This window comes from Rhizobium sp. G187 (genome assembly GCF_051549525.1).
In the GTDB taxonomy this organism is placed as follows: domain Bacteria; phylum Pseudomonadota; class Alphaproteobacteria; order Rhizobiales; family Rhizobiaceae; genus Allorhizobium.
This window is the reverse complement of record NZ_JBPUGM010000001.1, coordinates 651809-668275: the sequence shown is the minus strand read 5'-3', so window position 1 is coordinate 668275 and position 16467 is coordinate 651809. Positions and strand designations below refer to the sequence as shown.

At 60.2% G+C, this 16467-nt stretch carries 18 protein-coding genes and 1 tRNA gene; 6 read left to right on the top strand and 13 right to left on the bottom strand.

What is annotated here, in order from left to right; all coding sequences use genetic code 11:
* The first annotated feature begins 50 nt into the window (after positions 1–50).
* The 3 genes from mgrA to ACSV9I_RS03135 all read left to right on the top strand — a co-directional run bounded on the left by mgrA (position 51) and on the right by ACSV9I_RS03135 (position 4211).
* Positions 51–1103, top strand: coding sequence for an L-glyceraldehyde 3-phosphate reductase (gene mgrA / locus ACSV9I_RS03145; protein ID WP_438327166.1), 1053 nt, complete (start codon positions 51–53; stop codon positions 1101–1103).
* A 200-nt stretch (positions 1104–1303) separates the two neighbouring features.
* The gene (locus tag ACSV9I_RS03140) at positions 1304–2911 is read left to right on the top strand and encodes a glycoside hydrolase family 43 protein (protein ID WP_438327164.1); all 1608 of its coding nucleotides are present in this window, start codon (positions 1304–1306) and stop codon (positions 2909–2911) included.
* A 238-nt stretch (positions 2912–3149) separates the two neighbouring features.
* Positions 3150–4211: a DMT family transporter gene (locus tag ACSV9I_RS03135; protein WP_438327161.1), complete on the top strand. Its 1062-nt coding sequence runs from the start codon at positions 3150–3152 to the stop codon at positions 4209–4211.
* A gap of 131 nt (positions 4212–4342) precedes the next feature.
* Here ACSV9I_RS03135 and fghA read toward each other — a convergent pair whose 3' ends face one another.
* The 10 genes from fghA to ACSV9I_RS03085 all read right to left on the bottom strand — a co-directional run bounded on the left by fghA (position 4343) and on the right by ACSV9I_RS03085 (position 11734).
* Entirely contained in the window at positions 4343–5176 is an 834-nt protein-coding gene (fghA, locus tag ACSV9I_RS03130) for an S-formylglutathione hydrolase (RefSeq protein WP_438327159.1), read from the bottom strand.
* Between the two features lie 29 nt (positions 5177–5205).
* Positions 5206–5853 carry a DUF1345 domain-containing protein gene (locus ACSV9I_RS03125; RefSeq protein WP_438327157.1) on the bottom strand — a complete coding sequence of 216 codons (648 nt, stop codon included), beginning with the start codon at positions 5851–5853 and terminating at the stop codon, positions 5206–5208.
* Between the two features lie 49 nt (positions 5854–5902).
* Positions 5903–6349: a YaiI/YqxD family protein gene (locus ACSV9I_RS03120; RefSeq protein WP_438327156.1), complete on the bottom strand. Its 447-nt coding sequence runs from the start codon at positions 6347–6349 to the stop codon at positions 5903–5905.
* Positions 6350–6353: 4 nt separating this feature from the next.
* Positions 6354–6653 carry a type II toxin-antitoxin system RelE/ParE family toxin gene (locus ACSV9I_RS03115; protein ID WP_438327154.1) on the bottom strand — a complete coding sequence of 100 codons (300 nt, stop codon included), beginning with the start codon at positions 6651–6653 and terminating at the stop codon, positions 6354–6356.
* A gap of 3 nt (positions 6654–6656) precedes the next feature.
* Positions 6657–6908: a ribbon-helix-helix domain-containing protein gene (locus ACSV9I_RS03110; RefSeq protein WP_082352509.1), complete on the bottom strand. Its 252-nt coding sequence runs from the start codon at positions 6906–6908 to the stop codon at positions 6657–6659.
* Between the two features lie 77 nt (positions 6909–6985).
* Positions 6986–7438 carry a GNAT family N-acetyltransferase gene (locus ACSV9I_RS03105; RefSeq protein ID WP_438327152.1) on the bottom strand — a complete coding sequence of 151 codons (453 nt, stop codon included), beginning with the start codon at positions 7436–7438 and terminating at the stop codon, positions 6986–6988.
* Complete coding sequence (locus tag ACSV9I_RS03100) at positions 7438–8565, bottom strand: S-(hydroxymethyl)glutathione dehydrogenase/class III alcohol dehydrogenase (RefSeq protein ID WP_438327150.1); 1128 nt, start codon at positions 8563–8565, stop codon at positions 7438–7440. Before ACSV9I_RS03100 ends, ACSV9I_RS03105 begins: the two co-directional genes overlap by 1 nt.
* Before the next feature lie 124 nt (positions 8566–8689).
* On the bottom strand, positions 8690–9304 hold the full coding sequence (locus ACSV9I_RS03095; protein WP_438327148.1) for a GNAT family N-acetyltransferase: 615 nt from the start codon (positions 9302–9304) through the stop codon (positions 8690–8692).
* Positions 9305–9372: 68 nt separating this feature from the next.
* Positions 9373–10644 carry an SRPBCC family protein gene (locus ACSV9I_RS03090; protein WP_054158478.1) on the bottom strand — a complete coding sequence of 424 codons (1272 nt, stop codon included), beginning with the start codon at positions 10642–10644 and terminating at the stop codon, positions 9373–9375.
* A 160-nt stretch (positions 10645–10804) separates the two neighbouring features.
* A complete protein-coding gene (locus ACSV9I_RS03085) occupies positions 10805–11734 on the bottom strand; it encodes a DMT family transporter (RefSeq protein ID WP_438327146.1) in 930 nt (309 codons plus the stop codon).
* A 246-nt stretch (positions 11735–11980) separates the two neighbouring features.
* On the opposite strand from ACSV9I_RS03085, the gene ACSV9I_RS03080 reads away from it, so the two are divergent.
* Positions 11981–12430, top strand: a complete 450-nt coding sequence (locus ACSV9I_RS03080; RefSeq protein WP_054158480.1) for a helix-turn-helix domain-containing protein — start codon at positions 11981–11983, stop codon at positions 12428–12430.
* 24 nt (positions 12431–12454) lie between these two features.
* Here ACSV9I_RS03080 and lipB read toward each other — a convergent pair whose 3' ends face one another.
* On the bottom strand, positions 12455–13171 hold the full coding sequence (gene lipB, locus ACSV9I_RS03075; RefSeq protein WP_438327142.1) for a lipoyl(octanoyl) transferase LipB: 717 nt from the start codon (positions 13169–13171) through the stop codon (positions 12455–12457).
* 237 nt (positions 13172–13408) lie between these two features.
* On the opposite strand from lipB, the gene ACSV9I_RS03070 reads away from it, so the two are divergent.
* Positions 13409–13493 (top strand) — tRNA-Leu (locus ACSV9I_RS03070).
* Positions 13494–13908: 415 nt separating this feature from the next.
* Here the strand turns inward: ACSV9I_RS03070 and ACSV9I_RS03065 are convergent.
* Complete coding sequence (locus ACSV9I_RS03065) at positions 13909–14856, bottom strand: hypothetical protein (RefSeq protein ID WP_438327141.1); 948 nt, start codon at positions 14854–14856, stop codon at positions 13909–13911.
* Positions 14857–15283: 427 nt separating this feature from the next.
* On the opposite strand from ACSV9I_RS03065, the gene ACSV9I_RS03060 reads away from it, so the two are divergent.
* Positions 15284–15862 (top strand): transglutaminase-like cysteine peptidase, encoded by a 579-nt coding sequence (locus tag ACSV9I_RS03060; RefSeq protein WP_438327139.1) that lies wholly within the window; start codon positions 15284–15286, stop codon positions 15860–15862.
* A gap of 101 nt (positions 15863–15963) precedes the next feature.
* On the opposite strand, the gene ACSV9I_RS03055 is transcribed toward ACSV9I_RS03060, so the two are convergent.
* Positions 15964–16464, bottom strand: coding sequence for a BON domain-containing protein (locus ACSV9I_RS03055; RefSeq protein WP_438327137.1), 501 nt, complete (start codon positions 16462–16464; stop codon positions 15964–15966).
* Positions 16465–16467: the final 3 nt, after the last annotated feature.

Below are 16467 nucleotides of genomic sequence, written 5' to 3'. Positions count from 1 at the left end.
GAGGGGGTCTTCGTTTCCGCCGGGCACATGCATCTGGGAGAGAACCATCCATGACCTATACCCCCGCCGAAAACCGCTATGAGCGGATGACCTATAATCGCTGCGGCAAGAGCGGGCTGAAGCTGCCGGCGATCTCGCTCGGCCTCTGGCACAATTTCGGCAATGACACGCCGCATGCCACCAAGCAGGCGATCTGCCGCAAGGCATTCGATCTCGGCATCACCCATTTCGACCTCGCCAACAATTACGGTCCGCCGCCGGGCTCCGCCGAGGAAGCCTTCGGTGAGATCCTCAAGACCGATTTCCGGGGTTACCGCGACGAGCTGATCATCTCGTCGAAAGCCGGCTACAACATGTGGCCCGGCCCTTACGGCGAATGGGGCAGCCGCAAATACCTGATCGCCTCCTGCGACCAGAGCCTGAAGCGCATGGGCCTCGACTATGTCGACATCTTCTATTCGCACCGCTTCGATCCCGACACACCGCTCGAGGAAACCTGCGGCGCGCTCGATCACATCGTGCGGTCGGGCAGGGCACAATATGTCGGCATTTCCTCCTATAATTCGAAGCGCACCCGCGAAGCCTACGAGATCCTGAAGAGCCTGGGCACGCCGCTCCTTATTCACCAGCCCAGCTATTCGATGATCAATCGCTGGATCGAGGAAGACGGGTTGATCGATACGCTCGAAGAGCTCGGCGTCGGCTCGATCGTGTTCTCGCCGCTCGCGCAAGGGATGCTCACCTCGAAATACCTCAACGGCATTCCGGAAGGCACCCGCGCGACGCAGGACAAGTCGCTCGATCCGGGCTTCCTCAACGAGCGCAATCTCGAAAACATCCGCGGCCTCAACAAGATTGCCGAGAAGCGCGGCCAGACTCTGGCGCAGATGGCGCTGTCCTGGGTGCTGCGTGGTGGCCACATCACCACGGCGCTGATCGGCGCGTCGAAGCCCTCCCAGGTCGAGGACTGCGTCAAGGCCATCGAGACGCCCGACTTTACGGCAGAAGAACTCGCCGAGATCGACGTCTTCGCCAAGGACGCCGACATCAACATCTGGGCCGCCTCCGCCGAGCGCAAGGGCCCGCCCAGGAAGAAGAAATAGAAACCAATCTCCCCCCTTGCGGGGGAGAACGGGATTTCAGCAGCTTAGCGTCAGCTAAGTGCTAGAAATCCCAAGAGAGGGGCTTGTCAGCCAGGCAGCCCCTCTCCTGAAAAATTGAGGGCTTGAGCCTTTGGCTAAGTCCCTGGTTTTTCTTAGTCTCCCTCAGGGGGGAGAGGTAAGTGCGGAGGAGGACACACGCCATGATCATCAACCCCATCCTGCCGGGCTTCAATCCGGACCCGTCGATCTGCCGCGTGGGCGACGACTACTACATCGCCACCTCCACCTTCGAATGGTTTCCGGGCGTGCAGATCCACCATTCGCGCGACCTCGCCAACTGGGAGCTTGTGACCCGTCCGCTTACCCGCGCAAGCCAGCTCGACATGCGCGGCAATCCCGACAGCGGCGGCGTCTGGGCGCCGTGTCTGTCCTATGCCGATGGCATGTTCTGGCTCGTCTATACTGACGTCAAACGCTTCGAAGGCTCGTTCAAGGACGCGCATAACTACATCGTCACGGCACCCTCCATCGAAGGCCCCTGGTCCGATCCCATCTATGTCAATTCCTCCGGCTTCGACCCCTCGCTCTTTCATGATGACGACGGCCGCAAATGGTTCACCAACATGCAGTGGAACCATCGACCGGAGGCACGCAACACCATTGGTCACGCCAAGTTCGACGGCATCCTGCTACAGGAATGGGACCCGAAGACGCAAAAGCTCATCGGCCCGATCAGGAACATCTTCGAGGGCAGCAGCCAAGGTCTCGTCGAAGGCCCGCATCTCTTCAAGCGCAATGGCTGGTATTACCTGACGACCGCCGAGGGCGGCACCGGCTACGACCATGTCGTGACCATGGCGCGCTCCCGCTCGATCGACGGCCCTTACGAGATGCATCCCAACACGCATCTGATCACCGCGAAGGACAACCCGGAGGCAGTCCTGCAGCGCGCCGGCCACGGCCAATATGTCGAGACGCCGGACGGTCAGGTCTACCACACGCATCTGTGCGGACGCCCCATGGCCCCGAAGCGCCGCTGCACGCTCGGCCGCGAAACAGCCTTACAGAAATGCGTCTGGAAGGAAGACGGCTGGCTCTATCTCGAACAGGGCGGCGTCGTGCCATCCGTCGAGGTGCCGGCGCCCAATGGTGCGGTGAAGCGCGAGGAACCCGTCGAGATCGTCAGGACCTTCGACAGCCCCGACTTACCATCCGAATTCCAGTGGCTGCGCACGCCGCATCCCGAGCGCCTCTTCAGCCTGACCGAGCGGGCAGGGCGCTTGCGCCTCTTTGGCCGTGAAAGCATCGGCTCCTGGTTCGAGCAGTCGCTCGTCGCCCGCCGGCAGGAGCATCACCGCTTCCGCGCCGAAACCCGTCTCGAATTCTCGCCCGACACTTACCAACAGGTCGCAGGCCTGACGCACTACTACAACCGCTACAAATTCCACGCGCTCGGCATCTCCACCGACGAAAAGCTCGGCCGCTCGCTGATCATCCTGTCCTGCCCGGGCGACTATCCCTCCGGCAAGCTGATTTTCCCGATCGGCATGGGCCAGTCGATCCCCGAGGGTGCCGTGGATCTCGCCATGGAGATCACCGACAACGACCTGCAATTCTTCTGGCGCGTCGCGGGCGAAGGCGCATGGCAGGCTATCGGCCCCGTCCTCGACGCCGGTGTCATCTCCGACGAAGGCGGGTTCGGCGAACACGGCTCCTTCACCGGCGCCTTTGCCGGCATGTTCTGCTTCGACATAACGGGGCGCGGCAAACCGGCGGATTTCGAGCGGTTCGTTTATCGGCGGGGGTGAGGGGCGCAAGCGTTTCCGTCGTCATCCTCGGCCCTGTGCCGAGGATCTGCTGACGTCGCAATCCACTCAACGGCAGCGCATGCTCGGGACATCCTCGGGTTCAACCCGAGGACGAGCATGACGGCGCCCAATGACAACCGTCACACCGCCGCCACGATCCGAGCCAACCATGCGGTGACCCGACTATCAATGCCGAAGAGGGACTGTACGCCATCCACATTGCCTGTAAGCTTCCGCAATGGACCATCATCACGCCCATCTCTTTCCTGGTGTCCCGCTCGCCCTCGGCTCCGCCGTGCTCTTCGGCGCCTCAGCACCTTTGTCCAAATGGCTGCTCGGAAGCGTCGATCCCTGGCTTCTCGCGGGCATCCTTTATCTCGGTGCGGGGATCGGCCTGGCGCTCGTCCATTGGGGGCGGCCGCTGATCGGGCTTGAGCGGGTCGAGGCGCCGCTGTCGCGGTCCGATCTTCCCTGGCTTGCGGCGGTCGTGACCTTCGGTGGCGTGATGGCACCGCTGTTCCTCATGCTCGGCCTGTCGCTGACGACAGCCTCCTCCGCCTCTCTGCTCCTCAATCTCGAGGGGCTGGCCACCATGCTGATCGCCTGGCTGGTGTTTCGCGAAAATGTCGATCGCCGCCTGTTGATCGGCGCTCTTGCCATCCTTCTCGGCGCCGTCGTCCTGTCATTCGATGGCGGCGGCTTTGAGCTCGATCCCGGCGGTCTGTGGATTGCGGCAGCCTGCCTGTGTTGGGGCATCGACAACAATCTGACCCGCAAGCTCTCCTCTGCCGATCCCGTACAGATCGCGATGATCAAGGGGCTTACCGCCGGCTGCACGAATATCATCCTTGCCTTCACGCTCGGCGCTGCCATCCCGGATGTGACGATTACTGCCATTGGAGCCATCGTTGGCTTCCTCGGCATCGGCGTCAGCCTTGTCATGTTCATGCTGGGTCTGCGCCATCTCGGCACGGCGCGCACCGGCGCCTATTTCTCGCTTGCGCCTTTCATCGGCGCCCTGATCGCCGTCATCGGTTTCGGTGAGCCGGTGACGCTATCGCTCGCCGTCGCAGCACTGCTGATGGGCTTTGGCCTCTGGCTGCATCTGTCGGAACGCCACGAGCATGATCATCTGCATGAACCTCTCGAGCACGATCATCTGCATACCCATGACGATCACCACAACCACGACCATGACGGCTCCGTCACCGAGCCGCATGCACACTGGCATCGCCACGCGCCGCTCCGCCACAAACACCCGCATTATCCGGACCTGCATCACCGCCATGGGCATGGGTAACATGCATCGGGAGGCGAATGAGCCAAACCACCGTCATCCTCGGGCTCGTCCCGAGGATCTGCCGACGTCGTAATGATTTCAACGGTAGCGGGTGCTCGGGACAAGCCCGAGCATGATGAGCCCGTCCTTCTTCACCCCAACCGTTCCGCATGCCACTTCAGGTGATCCTCCATGAAGGTCGAAATGAAGTAGTAGGAATGATCGTAGCGCTCATGCATGCGCAGCGTCAGGCCGATATCCGTGCCCTTGATCGCTTCTTCGAACTTCCACGGCGCGAGGCCCGTCTCCAGAAAACTGTCCGCCTTGCCCTGATCAACAAGGAATTCCGGGAAGCGCGCTCCATCCTCGACCAGCGCACAGGCGTCGTATTCGCGCCATTTGGCGCGGTCCGCCCCGAGATACTTTTCGAACGCATCCTGCGTCCAGTCGGCTGTCAGCGGATTGACGATCGGCGCAAAGGCCGAGCAGCTCTTGAAGCGCTCAGGGTTCTTCAGCGCGATCGTCATTGCGCCGTGGCCGCCCATGGAATGGCCGAAGATCCCCTGGCGGGTCATGTCGGCGCGGAACTGTTCGGCAATCAGCGCTGGCAGTTCCTCGGTGATGTAGGAATACATCTGGAAGTGTTCGGCCCAGGGCGCTTCGGTGGCGTTCAGATACATGCCCGCACCCTTGCCCATCTTCCAGTTGGTAAGTTCGTCCGGCACGTCATTGCCGCGTGGGCTGGTATCCGGGCAGACGACGATCAGGCCGAGTTCGGCGGCCATCCTGCGATACTCGCCCTTTTCCATGACATTGGCGTGGGTGCAGGTGAGGCCGGAGAGGTACCAGAGCACGGGCCGCTTTTCTGCAATCGCCTGCGGCGGCACGAAGACGGCGAAGGTCATTTCGGTACCGGTCGTTTCCGACGGATGGGAAAAGACGCCCTGCATGCCGCCGAAGGCGGTGTTCTGGGAGATGATGTTCATGGGTGTTGCTTCCTTGTCGTGCGAATGGGTCAGCCGGCCAGCGACACCGCCGCATTGACGGCAGCCGCGACCAGCACGGTGTTGAAGAAGAACGAGGTGGTGGCATGCACAAGATTGAGCTTGCGCATCGCTGTCGAGGTGATGACGACGTCAGAGGTCTGGGCGGTCATGCCAATGACCAGCGAGAAGTAGAGGAAATCATGGCCGCATGGGTTCGGCGTCGCCGGAAACTCCAGCCCGCCGCGCCGTCCGTTCTCATTTGTCCGCGAAGGCCGCCAATAGACATGGGCATAGTGCATCGCCGCCATGGTGTGGATCGTCAGCCAGCCGAGGACCACGGAGGCGAAAGCCAGCGCCAGCTCTGTGTAACCGCTCTGGCTATCGGTGCGGTTCAGCGCCAGAAACAGCGAGCCGATTGCGGCGACGATCGCCAGCAGGGTCACCGCGAAAATGGCGAAGGCTGGCGCATCTGCGGCGTCCGCATGCTGCTTCAAATAGGAAGGGGTCAGCCGCCGCATCCTGAGCAGCGACAGGATCAGGTAGAGGAAAAAGAACAGGATGGCTGGCAGTTCGATGATGAGAGCAGGTTGAAACGCTGCCGCAACGGGCAGGCTCGCGACCGCCAGGCCACCGGCCAGGGCAAAGGAACGATAACGGTGGTCGAGCACCGAATTCATCAGGTTTTTCAAAAGCGCAGCGCCTGTGGTCTTGCCCGGGTGATCAGCCCTACTTCTTGATGCGGCGGCAGAGCCTGTCAAGCGTTTCGAGGAAGGCGGAGCGGTCGCGTGGAGAGAAGGCTGCATTGTAGCCCTTGCTCTCGCCGGTCTCGCGCAGGTGCGCCCCGAGATCGCGCATGGCGGTCGCCATGCCGATATTGGCCTTGTCGAAGATCCGTCCCGTCGGGCCCGTCACCTGGGCACCGGCCGCGACGCAACGCCCGGCCAGTGGCACATCGGCCGTCACGACGATATCGCCTTCGCCACAGCGCTCGGCGATCCAGTCGTCGGCCGCATCGAAGGCGCCGGATACGATGACGTTCTTCACCATCGGATCGCGCGACGGCCTCAAGCCCGAATTCGCCACAAATGTCACCGCCAGATCGTGCCGCTCGGCGACTTTCAGGATCTCCGGCTTCACGGGACAGGCATCGGCATCGACATAGATTTCGGGCATTTGATCAGTCGTCAAAGAATCTGCGATAGTCTCGCGCCGCACGCAGGAGACGGATGAGCTCGATCCCGTCCCCGGTGTCGAGTGGCTGGTAGATAATCAGGTATCGCCGGAAGGGGAATAGCCGCATCGTCGGATATCTGGGAAATCGTTGGACGCCGAGATGCGGACGTTCCGCCAATACCCGGTATCGCTCTTCCAACTCTGCGACGAAGCTATCGGCTGCGGCCTCATTGTCCGCTCCGATGAAGGGCCAAATGCCGTAAAGATCCTCGACGAAGAGTGGTCTTCGCAGGATCCGCGGCATGGGTCACCGCCGCTTCCGAAATTCTGTGACCAGGTCGTCAGCAGATTCCATCATAACCGGAGGGCCACTTTCCAATCCGAGGGCCGCTTCGCGCTCCAGATCCGTTAGAAACCGCGCAGCCTCCGCCTCGCGTTGCTCTAGCAGATCAAGGCTGTAGCCGATGACGTCTGTCGTTGAACTGAACCGACCCGATTCCACTAGCCGCTCGACCAAAGCTGCTTGTCTGTCATCCAACATAATGCGGTCATGCTTCATCACGTCAACTCCGCGAGACTACGTCAGTCTATCATGATTTCGTATAACCAGCCATCTAGCGAAACGATCGTGAAAACCTACCCCCGCCGCAGCATGTCGACATGCGGAATATCATCCTCCAGATATTCCTCCGAGATCACCTCGAAGCCCAGCGACCCATAGAACTTCTGCAGATGGCTCTGCGCCGAAATCTCGATCGGCTCACCGGGGTGGCGCTTCTCCACCTCGGCAATTGCCTCGCGCATCAAGGCTTCGCCCAGTCGCTTTCCGCGATGATCAGGCGACACCGCCACGCGTCCGATGCGGGGGTGATGCTCCGGTGTAGGACGCCAGAGCCGTGCACAGGCCAGAAGAGCGCCGCCATCTAGCAGCCTCAGATGCAGGCAGTCCTTGTCGTTGCCGTCGAGTTCCGGATAGGGGCAATGCTGCTCGACGACGAAGACGTCGACGCGCAGCTTCAGCATCTCGTAGAGGTCGGTGGCGGAGAACTCGTCGAGCCTCCGCACGTCGACAGTGTAAAGCACTGACATCAATAGACCACGACGCCGCGGATCGATTCTCCCTTGTGCATCAGGTCAAAGCCCTTGTTGATGTCCTCGAGCGGCATGGTGTGGGTGATCATCGGGTCGATCTGGATCTTGCCTTCCATGTACCAGTCGACGATCTTCGGCACGTCGGTGCGGCCGCGCGCGCCGCCAAAGGCGGTGCCCATCCAGTTGCGGCCGGTGACCAGCTGGAACGGACGCGTCGAGATCTCCTGGCCGGCACCGGCCACGCCGATGATGACGGATTTGCCCCAGCCGCGATGCGAGCTTTCCAGCGCCTGACGCATCACCTTGGTGTTGCCGGTGCAGTCGAAGGTGTAGTCCGCGCCGCCGATCAGGTCGTTGCCGCGCTTGGTCAGGTTGACGAGATAGGGCACGATGTCGTCACCGACTTCCTTCGGATTGACGAAATGCGTCATGCCGAATTTTTCGCCCCAGGCCTTGCGGTCCGGGTTGATGTCGACGCCGATGATCATGTCTGCACCGGCAAGCCGCAGGCCCTGCAGCACGTTCAGACCAATGCCGCCGAGGCCGAAGACGATGGCCGTCGAGCCGATCTCGACCTTGGCCGTGTTGATCACGGCGCCGATGCCGGTTGTGACACCGCAGCCGATGTAGCAGATCTTGTCGAAGGGCGCGTCCGGATTGACCTTGGCGACGGCAATCTCGGGCAGAACCGTGAAATTCGAGAAGGTCGAGCAGCCCATGTAGTGGTGGATCTTGTCCTTGCCGATCGAGAATCGGCTGGTACCGTCAGGCATCACGCCCTGACCCTGGGTGGCACGGATCGAGGTGCAGAGATTGGTCTTGCGCGAGGTGCAGGAATAGCATTCGCGGCATTCCGGCGTGTAGAGCGGGATGACATGGTCGCCCTTCTTGACCGAGGTCACGCCAGGACCGACATCGACCACGATACCAGCACCCTCATGCCCGAGGATCGCCGGAAACAGACCTTCCGGATCGGCGCCAGAAAGGGTGAAATCGTCGGTGTGGCAGATGCCGGTCGCCTTGACCTCGATCAGCACTTCGCCCGCGCGGGGGCCTTCCAGCTGTACAGTCATGACCTCGAGCGGCTTGCCAGCCTGAACGGCGACGGCGGCGCGTACATCCATGATGTGTTCTCCCTTGAATTTGTCTCTGACTGCGACTTTGGCACGCCAATGCGGACGGGCTCAAGAGGGCGCACCCCATTTTGTCAATAGTCTGATTTTTCAGCCGAATCAGGTTGTGGTCGGTTCACGTCTCTATCAGCGGAACGTGGCGGCCGGCATCGCGGTTGAGCATGCCCGACAGGCGCGGATCTTCAAACACTTCGACCATCCGATCATAGACGGTAAAACCGGAGCGCTGGTAGAAGGGAAGCGCCGCTGGGTGGTCCAGATGGCAGGTATGCACCCAGAACCGGTCGATCGGTTTCGACCATGCATGGTCGATCGCGGCATTCATCAGAATACGGCCGGCACCTGAGCCGACCGCAGACGCGTCAACGCCGAAAAAGGCCAGTTCGCACTCGCCGGCCTTGCGGAAGTCAAGCTCCAGGAGGCCGATGCGCTCGCCATTTCGCATCAGGCCAAAGATCTCGACCGCTGCACTGGCGAGGATAGCCCGCAGGGCTTCGTCTTCCATAGAAAGGCGCGACACCCAGAGCCATTCTTCCCCGACCCGGCGATAAAGCGCGCGGTACTCTTCAGGGTCGGGCGAAGGCCACGGGACAACGGAGAGGTCTGCCTCGGAAGGAGCCGCACGAAGCGGTGGTTTCTCCCGCATCTCGAGGCATGTCACCACAGTGGCAAGCGTTCCGGGAGGCAGTTTCGAATAGCCGATCGGCAAGGGCGTATTGACGGTGTCCATGCCCTTTTGGACCTGTTCCGTCCGTTGAAGTCAAGCGCGCGATTGCGTGTCGATGGGGGCGGCGCCGTTCATGGAAAGAGCAGGCGGCAGGAATAGATCAGGCCATAAATGTGGATCGAAAGCGCTGCATAGTAACCAAAGCCCGTCATCAAACGCTCTGCCGGCGTCATCGGGACAAGTTCAGCTCGCGGTTTGGCATTTTTCGTCTTGATCAGGCTCAAGAGCGTGAACACGGCAAGCGAGCCGATGAGCATCGTGTAGGATAGCCCGAGTCGCCAGCCCGTCCACAGGATCGCAGCCGTCACGATGAAACTTGCGACTGCCAAAAGTCGTTCGGTCTCGAAGATCTGTCGCAGGACCTGCCCTCCATCAAAGCGATAGGTCGGCAGGAGATTGAGCAGGTTGAACCCGCCGAGAATTACCAGAAAGACAAGAATAGGCCCATCGGTATCGAAGCCGTGACCAACGCCATCGGCCGACTGATGTGCTGCAATCAGGATGGGGACCAGAAGTGCCGAAACACCGGCGCCCATCAATGCGCAGGTCGCCACCTCGAAACGGCTGTGATAGGGGCGCCCCCCGATGGCGATGCCGCCGAGCAGCGGCACGAAGATCATTCGCGCACTTGGATGACCAAATGTTCGATAAGCGATCATATGGCCAAGCTCGTGCAGGACGATCACCAATGTCAGGAAAATGGAAATCATCAGGCCGGCTTCATTGAGACCGAAGAACGGCCAGAGCATCAGGGTCGACCCGATCATCAGAACAGCCTGCCACAGGGGATGCTCGAAATGCGCGAGGCTTGAAGAGGCGCGTTCCTCGACATGGTTCTTCAGCGCCGTCATTTCCCGGCGCAGCAGAAACAGACGGAAGAGGTAAGGCGCAAGCCCGCGATAATCATCAGTAATCTCGAAGGTGACACGTGTATCGAGACCCAGTCGCTCGACCGTTCGGTGCTCACGATAGCCCTTCCAATAGGACACATCGAGCGCGCTATCGGCTACAATTCGAAGATCACAGGAGAAACTTGCCCCGGCGGTCATCGCTGCCCGGTCAACGGCCATGATCCGGCGTGTCGGCCGGCCATGCCGGTCCGGGTGGCGGTAGGCGAATTCCACGCGATCAGGCGCACCTTCCACAGGCTCGACAGCAATCACGGACGGGTGCCAGGCCGTCATGTCGCCGGCCGGCCTTGTGATATTCCACACCTCTTCGGCGCGCGCGTTCAGCACGCGCGTTACCCGGATCGACCTTCGACCGAGCGGAGCGGCCATCATCAGCCATAACAGACCGAGATTGATGACGAGCAAGAACAGTGCAGCCTGATGCGACGCCAATTCCGGTCTCCGGTGAAACGCTGATGCTCAAGCAATAGGTTCAAAACTCTGCCATTTACTGACCTTTATCATTCGATTTTTAAGCAAGACCGAAACTACGCGTGCATCGACAATCACTTTTGATTGTCGAATTATCAGCGGATTGAACGACAAGAGGGTTTCATGAGCGCTCAACGGCCATTGTTGCGCGCGACTGGCGATGCTCGCGCCACAGGATGAATAGTCCCGAACCGACGATGATCAGGATGCCGAGCCACTTCGAGGGCGTCGGAAATTCATCGAACAGGAGATATCCCAGAGCGACAGCCGCAATGATCTCGAAATACTGGAAAGGTGCCAATACTGATAGCGGCGCCAGCCGAAAGGCGCGCACCACAAGAAGATGGATATGCCCGGAAATTGTCCCGAGCAGAACGAGAAGTGCAAGGCCCAGCAGCGAGGCGGGCAAGGCAGGCGCGAGGTCGGCATCTCCCGTGACGGTACCTGCGATCAGTGCCGCCGACATGAAGACAGTGCCCCCGATACCCGCCATGGTTTGCATCGTCATCGGGCTATCGGCCTCACCGATGGCGCGATTGAGGAACATGTAGAGCGCAAAGAGGAATGCACAGGCGATGGGGAGCAGCGCCTTCACTCCGAAGATCGCATAGCTCGGCTGTATCACGATCATCGCACCGGCAAAGCCGACAGCGATTGCCAACCAACGGCGCCAGCCGACCCGCTCACCGAGGAACAGCGCCGAAAGTGCGGTCAGGATGAACGGTTCGACGAAATAGATAGCAAACACATCTGCCAGCGGCATGTATTTCACCGCAACGAAGAACATCAGGCTTGCCGCCCCGTGGATGACGCCACGCAGCAGGTTCAACCATGGCCGATTCGCCTTGAGCGCTCCGCTTCCATTCAGCCACAGGAGAAGCGGCAAGGTCGACAGCAACTGGAAGAAGAAGCGGTAAAAGGTGATCTGGCCGGGCGACATTGCCTCGAAGGTCGCCATATATTTGGCGATGGCGTCCATCAAAGGCAGCACAAGCATGCAGCCAGCCATCAGGGCCATGCCGCGAACGGGATCGGAGGCGGAGGAGTGCATATCGGATCTCGTCAGGCTCGGGACAGGCTTCAGGGGCGGGGCCTCCACCATGCACACAGGGCGCGCGCGATCAAGGCAGAGTAGACGTGGAAAAGGCTCGCGGCCCATCGTGCATTTCGGCGAGGTCTGGCTTGTCCAAGTCGTGTCGAAGGTGGCCATCGGCGGATCGAGCCGCTAATATGGCATCAGGATCACTCCGGCGAGGCTCAAAAACGCTCCTCCGCCACGATCATCAGGGAGCAGGGTATGGCCTCGCGCAAGACGTTTTCCCGCAACACCGATGCCAGCGACGACACGCTTGGCGGGCGCCTCTCCATGGCCCGTGATGCGGTGGAACTGACCCCGGCGGATGTCGCCAATCGTGTCGGTGTCCGGCGTGACACCTTGCTGGCCTGGGAATCGGATCGTTCCGAACCGCGCCCGTCCAAGCTCGTGGATCTCGCCGGCATTCTCGGTGTGTCGCCGATGTGGTTGATGACGGGCCTGGGTTCGGGGCCTGTGCAGGAAAGTCTCGATGTGCCGATCGAGGGCTTGCGCTTGCAATTGCAGCGCCTGACCGACGCCCATATGGAATGTGGCCGGCTGATCGCCGACTTGTCCCGACAGATCGACCGATTCGAAGCCCGCAGCCAGCGCGACGCTGCGCTTGGCGACCTTGATGGTCCGATGGATGGTCCGATCATGGGCCGCGCCTGAGGAACGACCTGCCGCGATCTTCCGTCAGTTGGCGTTGGTGGTCGGCCCGAACACCGTCTCGAAAGCCTCCCTCAGGCGAATGTCGACATCGGCCATCATCACGGGCAAACCGAGATCGACCAAACTGGTGACGCCATAGGTGCTGATTCCGCACGGCACGATACCCCCGAAATGGGAGAGGTCCGGTTCGACATTCAGCGAAAGTCCGTGAAAGCTCACCCAGCGGCGAAGGCGAATGCCAAGTGCCGCAATCTTGTCCTCCGTCATTGAGCCATCCGGCAAGAGCGGCTTGTCCGGACGGCGAACCCAGACGCCAACCCGATCCTCCCGCCGCTCGCCCCGCACATTCATGGCGTCGAGTGTCTGGATGATCACCTCTTCCAGCGCCGAGACATAAGCCCGTACGTCCTGGCGCCGCCGTTTGAGATCGAGCATCACATAGGCCACCCGCTGGCCTGGCCCATGATAGGTATATTCTCCGCCGCGCCCCGTGGCGAAAACGGGGAATCGGTCTGGCTCGACCAAATCCTTAACATCGGCGCTGGTTCCGGCCGTATAAAGCGGTGGATGTTCAAGCAGCCACACCAGTTCGTCGGCATGACCTTCGGCGATGGCGGCCACCTCACGCTCCATCTCGGCCACGGCGTCCTCATACGGAACGAGCCCGTCCGAGATCCGCCAGCGGACCGGCGGAGAGTCGGGTGAGGCATGCATGATATGGTCGAGATCGGTGCGCAGCATGGCGAGGTCCGTCGTTTCGAAAGGCAGATCGCGATCAGCGAGTGCCTGTGGAAAAATCCTGAATTTCCCTCTACTTGGCAACAAAGCCCCTGGCTTGCAAGGCGTGTCGGTGCCGCGCCGCGAGAGACTTTTCCACCGGAGAGAAGTTTTTTCAAAATTCTGTCATGGCGGGCTTGTGGACCCCCGGGGCTTTTGCTACATGCAGCCCCGCCGGAGCAATTCGGCGCCTACCACGATGCGGTCGTGGCGGAATTGGTAGACGCGCAGCGTTGAGGTCGCTGTGGGGCAACCCGTGGAAGTTCGAGTCTTCTCGACCGCACCAAAGAAACCCGGCTTCGGCCGGGTTTTTTGTTTTTTATCCGAAAGTTGACCCTAATGGTGTCCCATGTGGAAAAAATCCATGGGACAGCTTGCTCGGCAAATATCAAAACCCCACCCAAAGCGTGTCCGCCACCGCTATTCTCTGCCTTGCCGGCTTGGCGCGGGCCGAAACCATGACCCCAGGTTAGAGCTTGAGGGGTGAGGCCGCACTGGTCATGAATTCAGGCCGGAGTGAAGCAAATATCATGTCGTTTCGGTACGCTGGATTTCGGTCACCATGCCGAGACGTTCGGGGATCAGCCGCTAAGCGATGGTACTTGAACTGGGCTGAGGGCTGAGTCCCTAATAAAAAAACCCGGCCATAGAGGCCGGGTGACTATGTTTATCGCGTAATGGTCAGTGTTCAAGGCCGAAAGTTACTTGCTCTTGTTCTGACCTGGTGCACTTCCGCTGCTGCCCGGAGATATGCCTCCAGTATTGTTCTGGCCACCATTGTTCGTGCCGCCCGTATTGTTTTGGCCGCCGTTGTTGTTCTGCTGACCGCCGCTGGTTCCGCCGGATGTTTCGCCTGTATTATTCTGGCCACCGTTGTTCGTGTCGCCCGTATTGTTTTGGCCACCGTTGTTGCTCTGCTGGCCTCCGCTGGTTCCGACGGATGTTCCGCCTGTATTGTTCTGGCCACCATTGTTGGTATCCCCAGTATTATTTTGGCCGCCATTGTTCGACTGCTGACCGCCGCTGGCTCCACCTGTGGTGCCGCCGGTATCTGTTTGCGTGCCACCGTTGTCGGCCGGAGCGCCCGAAACGTCCGTCTGCGTGCCGCCGGAATCGGAAGTTGTGCTACCTGATTCGGTTGGCGTACCGCCGGAATCGGGCGTCGTATTGTCTGTATTCGATGTCGTGCCGCCAGACTCGGCCGGTGAGCTTGCCGCGCCGGTTGGTGTGCTGGCTGAGTCGGCCGACGGACTTGCGACTTCAGTGGGAGTGCTGTCTGCTGTGGGGGCGCCATCGACCGTATCGACGGGTATGCTGACAGTATCCGTCGGCGTGCTGCCGCTAGTGACAGGAATGATGGCGCCATCTGTGGGTAGGCTGCCTTCGGTTGGCGCCTCCGCGACCGGTGAGGTCGGCAGCTTCACCGTCTCGCCTTTAACAAAGCCAACCGTTTGTCTTCGACCGTTTTCCTTGCCGCTATCGGTGACGAAATCTTCGGGCAAGGTTGCAGTCGGCCCGCAAAGTGCAGCTTCAACGGTTCCGGGTTTCACGATCTTGCAATCGATCACCTGAGCAGAAACGGGGCTGAGTGCCGTCGCTGAAAGGAGCGCTGCGACCGACATTGATGTCAGGATGCATGCCTTGTTCATTGTTTACCCTTTATTAGCGTTTACAAACCCCTAATATTAGAGGGTGTACGTGAGCCAGTTGCGGGTGGCAAAGACTATTTTTGTATTCAGGTGGGTGGTTTCTCTGTTTCTCAACGGAAGTAGCGACGTTAGGTCGCCGCATGCCTTTCAGAGGGAATTTGTGTCACCCCTATGCGCGGGGCTGGCCAATGATTCGGTGAAAGCTTGAGAAAGCAGATGCCAGTGGTCATGGATTGATCAGGTGTATACTTGGTGCTCGGCGTGCTGAACGGGATCGATTTTCGCGGTAGGGAAGCAATCATCAGAAAAAAAACGTCTAATCTGTAAAATTGTATTCAATTGCTTCAGTCGATCGGAACCCCGGTCAGATTATAAGGATCCCAAGATCAACAACGGCCACCAACGGCCGGACACGATGGGGTTTGATATGAAGCGTCATTTCATTGCGGCAGCGTTGTCTCTCGCTGCCATGCTCGTCAGCCACCAGAGCTTTGCCGGCAGTTTTCTTCCTCAGACCCGATCGATCGCCGCGCCGAAGGGATTTGCGTCTGCCTGTAGCCGTTATGACTTTCTCTGCGGCACACGCTCCGTAAAGGCTTTGCCGAATAACGAGGCGATGGCCCTGCTGCGCAAGGTGAATAGCAGCGTCAATTCCCATGTTCGCCCGATGCATGATCGTGCTGGTCGCGATCACTGGGCCTTGCCGGTCAACAACAGTGGTGATTGCGAAGACTATGCGCTGGCGAAGAAGAAACAGCTGATCGAGGCCGGTTTCCCGGCCAACAAACTGGCCATGACCGTCGTTCTTGATCGCCGTGGCAACAATCATGCAGTGCTTATGGCGCGGCTCGCAGATGGTGACTATATCCTCGACAACCTCTCCGGCTCCGTCAAATCATGGAAAAGCACAGGTTATACTTTCCTGGCTCGTCAGAACTTCGACAATAAGCGCAGCTGGAAGGTTATTCTGGCCGGTCCCCGCGCCAGAACCTTCATCAGCGGCTGACCATGGGGCGGGGCTAGTCAGGACCCGCTTTTTAAGAGCGCCTGCGCGAGATACAGAAAAACCGCGCCGTCTGACGCGGTCTTTCCTTCCGGTCGTTTGTATCAATCAGCGTCGGACGGAATATGGCTGTCCACGCCGAGTGTGGTGATGAAGTTCTTCACCGATCCGACACCGCGGACACCAAGCACCCGCAATTCCAGCATGCGCCGTTCTTCAGCCGTATCGACCGCCCCGCGCAGGGTGACGATCTCGCCGTCGACATGGATATCAAGCGCAGAGATGAGGCTGTCGTCGAGGTCTTCAAGCGCTGTGGCCACATCCGCCTCCAACGCGTCTTCGTCCACCCGGTGGTCCGTTGTGGGTGCGTCAGGCATTGCTGGCGCGGGCTGAAAGCCGTCCGCTTCCACCGTATCGACACGGAAGCCGCCATTCCTGTCACGGTCGAAATTCGCGTCAGTCTCGCCATAGCTGCGGTTGGCGACGGGCTGGTCCACGGCGCCTGCGCCGTCGCTGTAAGGCCATCCGTCGGCGATGTTGCGCTGGTCGTAGTCGCGATAATCGGCCTCGCGGGAAAATTCGGTCTTTCGGTCATCCTTGGCCATCGG

Coding starts and splice junctions, on each gene's coding strand:
- mgrA (WP_438327166.1), top strand. CDS start 51: ATGACCTATACCCCCGCCGAAAACCGCTATGAGCGGATGACCTATAAT.
- ACSV9I_RS03140 (WP_438327164.1), top strand. CDS start 1,304: ATGATCATCAACCCCATCCTGCCGGGCTTCAATCCGGACCCGTCGATC.
- ACSV9I_RS03135 (WP_438327161.1), top strand. CDS start 3,150: ATGGACCATCATCACGCCCATCTCTTTCCTGGTGTCCCGCTCGCCCTC.
- fghA (WP_438327159.1), bottom strand. CDS start 5,176: ATGAACATCATCTCCCAGAACACCGCCTTCGGCGGCATGCAGGGCGTC.
- ACSV9I_RS03125 (WP_438327157.1), bottom strand. CDS start 5,853: ATGAATTCGGTGCTCGACCACCGTTATCGTTCCTTTGCCCTGGCCGGT.
- ACSV9I_RS03120 (WP_438327156.1), bottom strand. CDS start 6,349: ATGCCCGAAATCTATGTCGATGCCGATGCCTGTCCCGTGAAGCCGGAG.
- ACSV9I_RS03115 (WP_438327154.1), bottom strand. CDS start 6,653: ATGCCGCGGATCCTGCGAAGACCACTCTTCGTCGAGGATCTTTACGGC.
- ACSV9I_RS03110 (WP_082352509.1), bottom strand. CDS start 6,908: ATGAAGCATGACCGCATTATGTTGGATGACAGACAAGCAGCTTTGGTC.
- ACSV9I_RS03105 (WP_438327152.1), bottom strand. CDS start 7,438: ATGTCAGTGCTTTACACTGTCGACGTGCGGAGGCTCGACGAGTTCTCC.
- ACSV9I_RS03100 (WP_438327150.1), bottom strand. CDS start 8,565: ATGGATGTACGCGCCGCCGTCGCCGTTCAGGCTGGCAAGCCGCTCGAG.
- ACSV9I_RS03095 (WP_438327148.1), bottom strand. CDS start 9,304: ATGGACACCGTCAATACGCCCTTGCCGATCGGCTATTCGAAACTGCCT.
- ACSV9I_RS03085 (WP_438327146.1), bottom strand. CDS start 11,734: ATGCACTCCTCCGCCTCCGATCCCGTTCGCGGCATGGCCCTGATGGCT.
- ACSV9I_RS03080 (WP_054158480.1), top strand. CDS start 11,981: ATGGCCTCGCGCAAGACGTTTTCCCGCAACACCGATGCCAGCGACGAC.
- lipB (WP_438327142.1), bottom strand. CDS start 13,171: ATGCTGCGCACCGATCTCGACCATATCATGCATGCCTCACCCGACTCT.
- ACSV9I_RS03065 (WP_438327141.1), bottom strand. CDS start 14,856: ATGAACAAGGCATGCATCCTGACATCAATGTCGGTCGCAGCGCTCCTT.
- ACSV9I_RS03060 (WP_438327139.1), top strand. CDS start 15,284: ATGAAGCGTCATTTCATTGCGGCAGCGTTGTCTCTCGCTGCCATGCTC.
- ACSV9I_RS03055 (WP_438327137.1), bottom strand. CDS start 16,464: ATGGCCAAGGATGACCGAAAGACCGAATTTTCCCGCGAGGCCGATTAT.